Origin of the sequence: Solirubrobacter soli DSM 22325 (assembly GCF_000423665.1) — a bacterium.
Classification (GTDB): Bacteria; Actinomycetota; Thermoleophilia; order Solirubrobacterales; family Solirubrobacteraceae; genus Solirubrobacter; species Solirubrobacter soli.
This window is the reverse complement of record NZ_AUIK01000036.1, coordinates 72,269-81,515: the sequence shown is the minus strand read 5'-3', so window position 1 is coordinate 81,515 and position 9,247 is coordinate 72,269. Positions and strand designations below refer to the sequence as shown.

Sequence of the window (9,247 nt, the reverse complement as noted above, 5' to 3'; positions counted from 1 at the left end):
CTGGCGTGGACCCCGTTGGTGTTGTCAGTTAGGCCGCGGGGGTTAGGTGGTCGTCGTGATCTTTCCAGGTCTGGGCGACCTCGCTCGGGGTGCGGTAGGCGAGGCTGCTGTGGGGTCGGTGGTGGTAGCGATCGATGTAGGCGCCGATCGCTGAGCGGGCCTGCTCGAGGGTCTCGAATTCTTCCCGCCAGATGCAGCGCAGCTTGAGCTTGGAAAACCAGGACTCGATGAAGGCCTGGCTCTCGGGGTCGCGGTAGCCGCCACGGCGGTGCGTGATCGCGAGCTCGCTCAGGCGGGCGCGGAAACGGCGTGCGGTGTAGGCGCTGCCGTTGTCGGTCCCGAGCGTGAGCCGGCCGGGCTCGATGCCGCGCTGGAAGGCTGCGGCGTCGATGACGGCGATCGCCTCCGGAGCGCGGCAGCGGACATCCAAGGCCCAGCCGGTGATCTCTCGGGTGCAGCAGTCGATCGCGGCGTTCAGATACGTCCAGCCGTGATCGGCGACCCAGATGCTGGTCATGTCCAGATGCCAGAGCTCGTCGGGCCGGGTGACGTGGAAGTAGCCGGGGCGCCGGCGGCGGCCCTCGCTGCGGACGGGCTGCAGCAGCCGGTGCTCGCGCATCAGCCGCTGACAGCGCTTGCGATTGATCGGGCGGCCGGCGCGCCGCGACGCGATCGCGGCGATCATCCGCGTGCCGTCGGTGGCGTGCTCGTCCTCACGCGCGACCGCCAAGACCACGCGGTCAAGCTCGTCCAGCGGCCGACGCTGCCCGCGGGGCGGGCGTCGTGGGCGGCGGTAGATGGCCTGCCGGCTGATGCCCGCGACCCTGGCGACTAGGGCGGCGGGGCGGCCTTGCGCAACCAGTTCGCGGGATCGGGCGACGCGCACACTCACTCCCAACCCCGCAAGAGTTCCCCCGCGATCTCCACCTCCATCGTCTTGCGCCCCAGCGCGCGCTCGAGCTTGGCCACCTGGCCGCGCAGCTCGTCGAGCTCGGTGCGCTCGTTCTTGCCCTGCAGGCGCTCAGCGCCGGCGGCGAGGAACTGGTCGCGCCACTTTCTGAGCAGGCTGTCAGAGATGTCGTGCTCGCGGCAGAGCTCGGCGACCGACTTCGGGCCCCGTAGCGAGGCGAGCACGATCTCGGTCTTCTGCTGCGCGGTGAACTTCCGATACTTGCGGGTCTCGCTCAACGGATCCTCTCGATCAACAGAGCAGCCCATCCTCTGATGCCTCCCGGACAGAGCTTCGCCGGCTACGCCGGCTCAGAGCCCTCCCCAACAGAGATCAAAGAACTGTCAACACCCCGACGGGGTCCTCGCCACTACAAGACCCTGATCACTATCCCCTTGACTTAATAGAAGCGTCTGCTCTTCGACGAACGGGTAACCGACGCGTATATGGATGAGCCGACGCCGCGAAACGAGCGCGAGGACGCGTTCTTTGCGTTCGTTGTACCGCTCTCGGTCGTGTTCATCACCGCGCTGACGACAGCAGTCGGCCTCACGAGCTGGGTGGGCGTGGCCGCCGGCATGATCCTCGCGTTGATCATTGGCCTGGCGTGCCGGTGGTGGGTTCGCCGACACCCGTCGGGTTCACGGCGCGCTCCGCAATAGCCGTACTGTCGGAGAGTGCTCCTTGTCGACGGACTGGGAACGCGACTTCCAACTACACCCGCGCCGCCCTCGGCTGCCCGACCGAGCGGCAACGGATGAACGGCGTCTCCTGATGGGAGGGCGTGTTCGCGGCGGCTCCGCGGGTACCGTCGGGTTCGTGCCCGACCGATCGATTGAACAGATCGCAGCGGTAGTCGCAACCGGCTATGCCGACCTTCCGTACGCAGACGCTGCCGGGCTCCTGCTGATGCCGGTCTGGGGCGAGGACCTTGCGCCATTCGCACTCAAGTTGACCGAGGTCAACGAAGATGTGGGACCGGACGGTTACCAGGAGGAACTCGGAGCTCCAGAGATCTCCGACCCCGGATTGCAGGCCGAAGCCGAACGGCTCGAAGACGACGACACCCTGGAGGCCTATTGGCTTGCGCTGGCGGCGCGCATACACGAACTCCTGGGCATCCCAGTGCTCGTCTACGAGGTTGACATGCCGATCGCCGAGCAATTCCGGCGCCAAACGAACGCTCCGGTGGACGATCCGCTGGCGGGGATGGACGTGCTCGTGCGCGTCGATGTCGACGAGCACCAAGTGGCCGCGGTCACGTTGCGCGAAGGGATGTGGAGGTACGGCATCGCCCGGGGAACCGACCCGAACGAGTCGGTTCCGGTCGGCGGCGGGTTGACCGAGTTGCGCCGCGATCCGCAGGTGGTCGCTGGAAGCCTGCCGCGCGGGGCCGCTCGCGTTCGCGTACGGGATCGGTTGGGCGTCTGGCACGAGGCCGCCGTCGGCCGCGGTGCGTGGCTGTGCGTGCTGCCGCAGCGCAGCCGCGGTGACGAGGAGCCACCGTTCGAGTACCTCGACGCGGCGGGCGCGCCAGCCGAACTCGGCGAGGACGCGTGGGTGATCGACGAGCCCGAGGACCTAAGGCACGACGAGGCGGAAGTGCGGGCCGGCGCCCTCGTCCCGTCGGTGTGGTTCGAGACCGGCCACGGGACGCCGATCTTCGAGAGATGGGATGGCCCGCGCGATCGCGCGACGGCGTTGCAGTTCGTGTTCGGCGGCTGGACCGTGAGGATCTCGGCCGAGCCGACGACGGCGGCCGCGGTGTTCGAGCAGCGACTGATCCGCGTACATGGCTACGGGACTGCGGGCGCGAAGAAGCGCATGCGGGACGTCCAGTTCGCGCCGCTACCAGGGACACTCGACGGCGACTCCGTCACGTTCGAACTGGCGGACTTCAGGCACGTCTGGGACCGGGCACGCGGCTGGGTCGCCGTGCTCGACATGGACACCTTCACCGTGGCGGTGCAAGGCGACCAAGCCCCGCCGGATCGGATCGACCTCAAACGTCGGTGACCGCGAGAGCGTTCCTTTTCGACGAACTCGAGGCTAGCGATCTGGTCGCTGCGCGCCCCGTCTTGACGGGATGTGCCAGAAGTTGATCGCGAGGCATGCGAGGATCAGCACGTGAGCCGGCGAGATCTGGTCCGCCTTCTGGAAGCGTCGTGGCGCCTGTCGGATGGCGTTGCTGGCGTCGGTGTGCGCGAGGTCGACCTCGACCGGGCGATCGGCCGTGGGCACGGCGACATGCGCACGCCGTTGAACCTGCAGACGCTCAGTGACGACGGCCTCGTCGTGCGAGTGCCCGATGGCGGCTGGGCCCTGACCGCGCAGGGCATCGCGTGGCTGAAGGAAGATCGCGAACTGTCCGACCGCTGAGCGGTGCCCTCCGCTCGACAAGGGGGTTGGCGGGTTGGTGCTGGTGCCGGGGCCGCGGCGGCGCCGGGTGTCTTCAACGATTCGGGGTCCGTTCAGCTGCACGTGTTCGGCAACTGAGTCCCCCCGCTGCCGGTGCTCGACGTCGCCGTCGAGAGTGCTCAGTTTCGACGATTCCGACACGCACGCCGGGGTCGACGCCGCTATCCATATGAAAAGCAGCAGCCGACGAGCCGCGCCGTCATGGCATCCTCTCGTCTATGGAGCACTGTGCCTCGTGCGGCCGTCCCGTCGACTCTGACCGAGGACTCGTCGCTGACGACCGCGCGGTGGTCTGCAATCGGCTGTGCTTCTCCCGCTGGATGGCTGCGACCTTGGGCTCAGATTCGGCAACCGTCTTGATGTACCGCGAGGACGGGCCGATCGGCTCGCTGACCCCGCCCGCTTCAGACAACTAGAGGACAAGCCGCTGCTGCTTCGGGACGAGAAGTGATAGTGCCCCATTTCGACGAAGGCGCGAAACCCGGTGCGGGATTTACCGACGAGGCGGCGGATTGGGTTCGCTATGGAACTCGATGTGCCACTGCGGTCGGCGCTCGTTCGGCGCGTGCGCCGGCGAGGGCAAGCCGGATCGCGATGCTCAGCAGCGGCGGAACCTGAAGACTCGTGAGGCCGAGCCGCCGTCGCGAGTGGTGACCTTCAGCGTCAGCTTCGTACGTTTGGTCTTCAGGCGGACGCGAACCTGGTGGCCGGGCTTCAGCGTGACCGTGCGCGCTGGGGCCTCGACGGTCAAGGCGACGAGTGAGGCGTCGCGGCGCGCTTTGACCGTTAGCGTGCGGCCGCGCAGGCAGCGGCTCGTCCTGGGCAGCGACGCGTAGCGAGCCACCTTGGGGGCGGCGACGGAGGTCGCCGGCGCCGGCTGTTGCGTCGGGGTGAGCGGCTGGGCCACGGTCGCTGCGCCAGGCGAGAGGCGGCCGTCGCCTTTGATGACGTTGACGCGGACCTTGTCGCCATACGGGGCGGCGATCGCCGCGGCGTTGGCGACGAGTTCGGTCGACGGCTCGGTCTCACCCGTGTACAGCGTGGCGGTGATGCGCCACCCGTCGGCGACGCCCGGGGTCTCACCGGCAACGCACGAGATCGCGCCGCTCAGACCCCAGCCCTGGTCGAGCGTCATCAGGGCGTTCAAGAGTGGCATGGCCAGCGCCTGCAACTCAGCGCCGGTATAGGGCGTCGCCCAGACGCTCAAGCGCTCGTTCACGAACGCCGCCTGATCGGGCGCCAGGCGGGCTCGGATCTCATCGGCGATCGCGGCCTTGGCCGCCGTGGGGTCGAGCGTCCCCGGCGTGACCGCCACGCTCCAGCCTTGCCGCGCGTCGTTCATCCAGAAGTAGCCGTACTGGGCGCCGAGCGCCGTCTCGGCCGACCTGATCAGCACCTGCGCGACGTCAATCCGCCGTTCGGCGAGCATCCGCTGAAACGGCGCCGGGTCGCTCGGGTCTCCGTGCCCCACCTTCATGCTCTGGCAGATCGTCAGCTCCTGCGCGCCGGCGACCTCGGCGTGGCCAAACGCCAGTGCCGTCGCGATCACCGAGCCCGCCAGCACACGCACCATCTATGCCCCCTCACTGGTTGAGACCATGCGAGCGAACATACTCACGCCGCTATCGCCCGAGACCTAAAGATTTCCACAGTGCGTCGACGCGAGTGGGACGCGGAACTCCTCGAACGCGAGCGGCGCCCGACCTCGATGACCCACCGCCGACGAGAAGCGAAGTGCTCCTATTCGACGACGAAGTCTCGCTCTTGCCGGATGCGTCGCACGACCGTCAGCTACAGCGAAGCGGGACGAGCTGAGCTTCGAGTTTGGGATCCAGGTCGATCCGGCGCGGGGCACTCATCAAGTCCCACCGCGACACGGCGAGGCCCGCGATGCCCATGTCGCCCAGCAGGTCGACGAGACCTTCTCCTACGACTTCATCCGCGAAGTTGAGCAGTTCCAGCGTCGCGTCTCGCGAACGGGGAACGCGGTGCCCATGGTGCTCTGCGCCAACCCATCGTTGGTTGCCAGTCGGGTCTTCGAAGTCGACGAACGCTTGACCGACCACGACGACGCTGTCGAGTTCGTTGCGCGCGTCGGGGCGGGTGACCCTGTAGCTGCGCTCGGGCTCGAGCAGGAAGTCGTGCCCGCGCCGCGTGCGTCTGAGGGCGCGTACCTCATCCTCGGTCGCGAGCCGGATTAGTGCGCCGGTACCTAGCACGACCATCGACCCATTGTGGTGCTTGTTCGACGAAACAGCGTCGCTGGGCGATGCCGATGATCACGCCGTGACCTACATGGGCCTTTTAGCGCACCGCCCGAAGACGGGGAAGTGCGTCACACGTCATGGGAAATGATGCACTCGGCGTCGGAGCCGCCGGCGTCCAGGCAGGCCTCGTCGGTCTCGGTGATCGAGTACGAGTACCACCAGCGGACCTCGCCCTCGTCGTTGTGGCGGTACCAAACGGAGGCTCCGCCTTCGAAGACGACGTCGCCTAAGCGCCAGCCGACGCTGTTACAGCGAACGCGGCCTGGTCGCGAGGCAAGCTTCGGGCGCCTGGTGCAGGCGTCGATGTAGCGTTCGGTGGAGTCGCGATAGTCGGACCCAAAATCGCTCCTGAAGGCTGATTTGAGGTAGGCGCGCGTGTCCTTGACGGTCAGATAGGGCAGTCGTTCCCGAGCAGTGGCTATGGCCGGCGTCGCGATCGCGAGCGCCGCGGTGGCCACGGCAATAGCTGTTCTCCTCACGGGGCGACCATATCCGCGACGCTCAAGGAAATGCAACTGATCAGGGACCGACAATATCCACTCATATTGAGTCGCGTCCGCCGATCGCCTGCGGTGCCGGGAAAGTGCTGCTCCTCGACGCTTCCGAGACTCTCCTCAGCGCTGCACGTTGGCCGTCGCGCTGTACGGGAAGCGCCAGCGAAAGATTCGTCGATTGACGTCGAGTTAGCGGCCAACCCGGTCAAGCACCCAGATCTGTTCCATCGGCCAGTGCCGCGCCCACTCGGTCTCCGCCGCGTCGCGGTACGTGGATGTCGCGCCCTCGGGCGGCCGGATCTCGATCAGGTCGCGGATGGCGAGGCCGGCGCCGATGAAGACGCGGATCCATTCGCCGTAGGTGAGCATGAACTCCACGGTGCCCTCCCACTCCAGGGAGCGCATCCCGAAGTAGTCGCGCTGCAGCTCGCGGCTGGACGTCTCGCCGTCGAACGCGATCCACTCGATCGGCGTCAGCCCGCTGAACGCGAATCGCCCGCCCGCGCGCAGGACGCGCGCGACCTCGGGCACGACGACGTGCGGGTCACTGAAGCCCATCGCGCCGTGGTCGCCGCACACGAGGTCAAAAGAGGCGTCCGCGAACGGCAGCGTCTCCGCGGAGCCGTGCACGAACGTCATCGCGTCGCCCACGTTCGCGCGCGCGAGCTCGAGCTGCTTGGCCGAGCTGTCGATTCCGGTCACGCGTGCGCCTGCGCGCGCGAGCGAGAGCCCGAACTGGCCGGCGCCGCAGCCAAGCTCGAGCACGTCGCGGCCTTTCAGCTCGCCCAAGGCGTCGAGCTCCGCTTCCGGGATCTGCCACATGCCCCAGTGCGGTTCGGCGTGGTCGATCGCCGCAGCGTGGCGCGCCTGGTAGGCCTCGGCCTCGGCGTCCCAATAGTCGCGATTGCGGCGGGCGTGCTCGGACAGCTCCATGGCGCATCACACTACGATCTGAGCGCTTTCGACGAGGGAAACGGCTCCGACGCGGGCTCAGTTCTAGCCACGCTGTCGCCAGTTGAGCGGGAGCTCGATCCGGTGGCAATCCTCGACCGTCAGCAGTCCGCGCTCAGAGAAGTGCAGCACAGACACCTCGAACTGTGTCGGGCCTGGCTCGGCTCGCACGACGACGACCCAAGTGCCGCGCCATCGCCGCTGAACCTGGACGCTGCCGGACCACGCGTTGCCGCTAGCGCGGACGCATCGCCTCGCTTGCTCGAGAACGCAGAACGCGCTCGTTGAGAGCTTCGCGCCGCGGGTAGGCGCCTGCGCGTCCTCTATGAGCCAGCTGCGCCTTGGGTACCGCGCCATTCCGTATCCGCTGGAGTAGAACCCCCGCCGATCGCAGAACGGTTCGACGTTCCACAACACCCATTGTGCGAGCGCGTCCGCACGGGTCAATCCGTAGAGCGCGATCGGACCCGAATCGGGACGATCGCCGGTCTCCTCAAGCCTGACACCGCGCAGCATCGTCGCATACCGCGGCGCGTACGGGCCTGGCCTCGATGTTTTGAGAGTGCTGGTTGTCGACGAATCCGACTATTTGCTTGTCCGCTGCAGCGCCGTCAAGGATGGAGCAGGCACCGAGGAGACAGGGCAGTCCCGGCCGCCTGCGCGGTGTGTGCCGCCGTGATGGCTAATCCATTTCAGGCAGTGGCCGAGGCCGCCGGCGGTCAACGACTCGGCGGTCTTGATCGCGAACGACCAGCCACTGGTCGCGGTACATGCCCGCCCAACATCGGATCGTGAGCGCCGGCGCTGGGTGAGCCACGGGAGCCAGTCTGGCGGTCCTCGTCGTACGCGCAGAAGTTGGAGCTTCTGACGCAAGGGACACATTCCGGGCCGCCTCTCGTGCCAGCGAGCGGCGCCGTCGCCCCAGGGGTCTAGCCGGCGTGCACGATGAGACCGACGCCGAGAACGACAAAGGCCCCAATCGCCAAGCCCGCGTAGCAGAGATAGCGACGACGCCGCGCGTCCGGATTGGCGTCGAGTGCCGGCGACGCCGCCGCAGAGATCAATGCAATTGCGGCGGGAGCGAAGACCAGCCCGCCGACGAAGATCGCCACCACCGTCGCGACGCCGTAGAGCAGGCCAAGCGTTAGGGCGACCAAGCGAAACGCGGCAGGGTGGCGCGCCAGCGCCAAGAGCACGGCCGGCAACGCGGCGATCGGTGCGGCGAACGGCAGGAACCCCGGCGTTGCGGCGACGACCAGCACGAGGATCACTCCGTTGGCAACGAGCGCCCACAGCACAGCTGCTCGGTGCCGCGAGGTAATCGCGAGTCGGCGGTGGACGGCGTTGCCCATTACGGGAATGCAATACCCGGCTCGGGCCAACACAGAGCGAGAAGCGCTTTTCGACGCGAGCGGCACGCCGGCTTCTTCACGATGGCGCGAGGATCGGGAGTGCGAGACCGGCGCTGGCGGTGATCATCGGCGGGCGTCGGTTGTGGACGGCGTCGATGATCTCGCCGGGGTCGATGCCTTGGAGGTAGATGGAGGTCACGCCGAGGTTGCGGTGGCCGAGTTGGCGTTGGATGACGTTGAGGGGGACGCCTTCGCGCGCGAGCTCGATGGCGTGCGCGTGGCGCAGTTGATGGGGTGCGAAGCGGCGGCGGAGACCGGCGCGCTCGGCGCGTCGTCTCAGCGCGGCGCGCGCGGCCGACGGTGCCCATGCGCGCCCGCGGGAGCCGCCGTCAATGACGCAGAACAGCGGCCCGACGGGCATCGTGGCTCGCGCTTGGAGCCAGGGTTCGAGTTGCTCGAAGGCCCAGTCGTCCATGCCGACTTCGCGGCGGTGGCCGCCCTTGCCGCGGCGCACGAGGACCGATCCGCGGCGCGGGTCGAGGTCGAGCTCAATTGAGCAGGAGCGCTTCGTGGATGCGCAGTCCGGCGCGCCAGAGGATGACGATCAAGCCGCGTGCTCGGGCGCCGTGTAGCCCGGTGTCGCAGCAGCGCATGACCGCGATGATTTCTTCCGTGCGTGGAGGATCTGCGGGGTAGCGCCGGCCCTTGTTGCGCGGCTGGCGGCCGGCGAGATATCCGGGCACCGTCGCGGGCGATCGACGACGACCAAATGAGTCCAGCGGAGTACTCGATGGCATGATGGCCTCCTCGGAGCGG

12 protein-coding genes are annotated in these 9,247 nt (G+C 67.8%); 3 read left to right on the top strand and 9 right to left on the bottom strand.

Annotation, left to right across the window (positions count from 1 at the left end):
- Window positions 1–28: 28 nt before the first annotated feature.
- Together G569_RS59025 and G569_RS0127250 are read right to left on the bottom strand one after the other, a co-directional pair.
- The gene (locus G569_RS59025; RefSeq protein ID WP_169542253.1) at window positions 29–886 is read right to left on the bottom strand and encodes an IS3 family transposase; all 858 of its coding nucleotides are present in this window, start codon (window positions 884–886) and stop codon (window positions 29–31) included.
- Window positions 887–888: 2 nt separating this feature from the next.
- Window positions 889–1,188, bottom strand: coding sequence for a transposase (locus tag G569_RS0127250; protein ID WP_028065784.1), 300 nt, complete (start codon window positions 1,186–1,188; stop codon window positions 889–891).
- A gap of 207 nt (window positions 1,189–1,395) precedes the next feature.
- Here G569_RS0127250 and G569_RS0127245 point away from each other — a divergent pair, with 207 nt between their 5' ends.
- From G569_RS0127245 to G569_RS63040, 3 genes are all read left to right on the top strand, one after another.
- Window positions 1,396–1,611, top strand: a complete 216-nt coding sequence (locus tag G569_RS0127245) for a hypothetical protein (RefSeq protein ID WP_028065783.1) — start codon at window positions 1,396–1,398, stop codon at window positions 1,609–1,611.
- A gap of 157 nt (window positions 1,612–1,768) precedes the next feature.
- Complete coding sequence (locus G569_RS0127235; RefSeq protein ID WP_157592345.1) at window positions 1,769–2,965, top strand: hypothetical protein; 1,197 nt, start codon at window positions 1,769–1,771, stop codon at window positions 2,963–2,965.
- 111 nt (window positions 2,966–3,076) lie between these two features.
- On the top strand, window positions 3,077–3,328 hold the full coding sequence (locus G569_RS63040) for a hypothetical protein (protein ID WP_157592344.1): 252 nt from the start codon (window positions 3,077–3,079) through the stop codon (window positions 3,326–3,328).
- Window positions 3,329–3,965: 637 nt separating this feature from the next.
- Here the strand turns inward: G569_RS63040 and G569_RS0127220 are convergent.
- The 7 genes from G569_RS0127220 to G569_RS63035 all read right to left on the bottom strand — a co-directional run bounded on the left by G569_RS0127220 (window position 3,966) and on the right by G569_RS63035 (window position 9,174).
- Window positions 3,966–4,940 carry a hypothetical protein gene (locus tag G569_RS0127220; RefSeq protein ID WP_028065779.1) on the bottom strand — a complete coding sequence of 325 codons (975 nt, stop codon included), beginning with the start codon at window positions 4,938–4,940 and terminating at the stop codon, window positions 3,966–3,968.
- Between the two features lie 214 nt (window positions 4,941–5,154).
- Window positions 5,155–5,592, bottom strand: coding sequence for a hypothetical protein (locus G569_RS0127215; protein ID WP_028065778.1), 438 nt, complete (start codon window positions 5,590–5,592; stop codon window positions 5,155–5,157).
- 110 nt (window positions 5,593–5,702) lie between these two features.
- Complete coding sequence (locus G569_RS0127210) at window positions 5,703–6,092, bottom strand: hypothetical protein (protein ID WP_028065777.1); 390 nt, start codon at window positions 6,090–6,092, stop codon at window positions 5,703–5,705.
- 225 nt (window positions 6,093–6,317) lie between these two features.
- Complete coding sequence (locus G569_RS0127205) at window positions 6,318–7,061, bottom strand: class I SAM-dependent methyltransferase (RefSeq protein WP_028065776.1); 744 nt, start codon at window positions 7,059–7,061, stop codon at window positions 6,318–6,320.
- Between the two features lie 947 nt (window positions 7,062–8,008).
- Window positions 8,009–8,431: a hypothetical protein gene (locus G569_RS0127195; RefSeq protein ID WP_157592343.1), complete on the bottom strand. Its 423-nt coding sequence runs from the start codon at window positions 8,429–8,431 to the stop codon at window positions 8,009–8,011.
- Between the two features lie 76 nt (window positions 8,432–8,507).
- Window positions 8,508–8,984, bottom strand: coding sequence for a tyrosine-type recombinase/integrase (locus tag G569_RS0127190; RefSeq protein ID WP_084285628.1), 477 nt, complete (start codon window positions 8,982–8,984; stop codon window positions 8,508–8,510).
- The gene (locus G569_RS63035; protein WP_157592342.1) at window positions 8,980–9,174 is read right to left on the bottom strand and encodes a hypothetical protein; all 195 of its coding nucleotides are present in this window, start codon (window positions 9,172–9,174) and stop codon (window positions 8,980–8,982) included. The genes G569_RS0127190 and G569_RS63035 overlap by 5 nt, the downstream gene beginning before the upstream one ends.
- Between the last annotated feature and the right edge of the window lie 73 nt (window positions 9,175–9,247).

Excerpts from the sequence above, each read along its gene's own strand:
- G569_RS0127245 (WP_028065783.1), top strand. The coding sequence starts at position 1,396 with ATGGATGAGCCGACGCCGCGAAACGAGCGCGAGGACGCGTTCTTTGCG.
- G569_RS0127215 (WP_028065778.1), bottom strand. The coding sequence starts at position 5,592 with ATGGTCGTGCTAGGTACCGGCGCACTAATCCGGCTCGCGACCGAGGAT.
- G569_RS0127205 (WP_028065776.1), bottom strand. The coding sequence starts at position 7,061 with ATGGAGCTGTCCGAGCACGCCCGCCGCAATCGCGACTATTGGGACGCC.
- G569_RS0127220 (WP_028065779.1), bottom strand. The coding sequence starts at position 4,940 with ATGGTGCGTGTGCTGGCGGGCTCGGTGATCGCGACGGCACTGGCGTTT.
- G569_RS0127195 (WP_157592343.1), bottom strand. The coding sequence starts at position 8,431 with ATGGGCAACGCCGTCCACCGCCGACTCGCGATTACCTCGCGGCACCGA.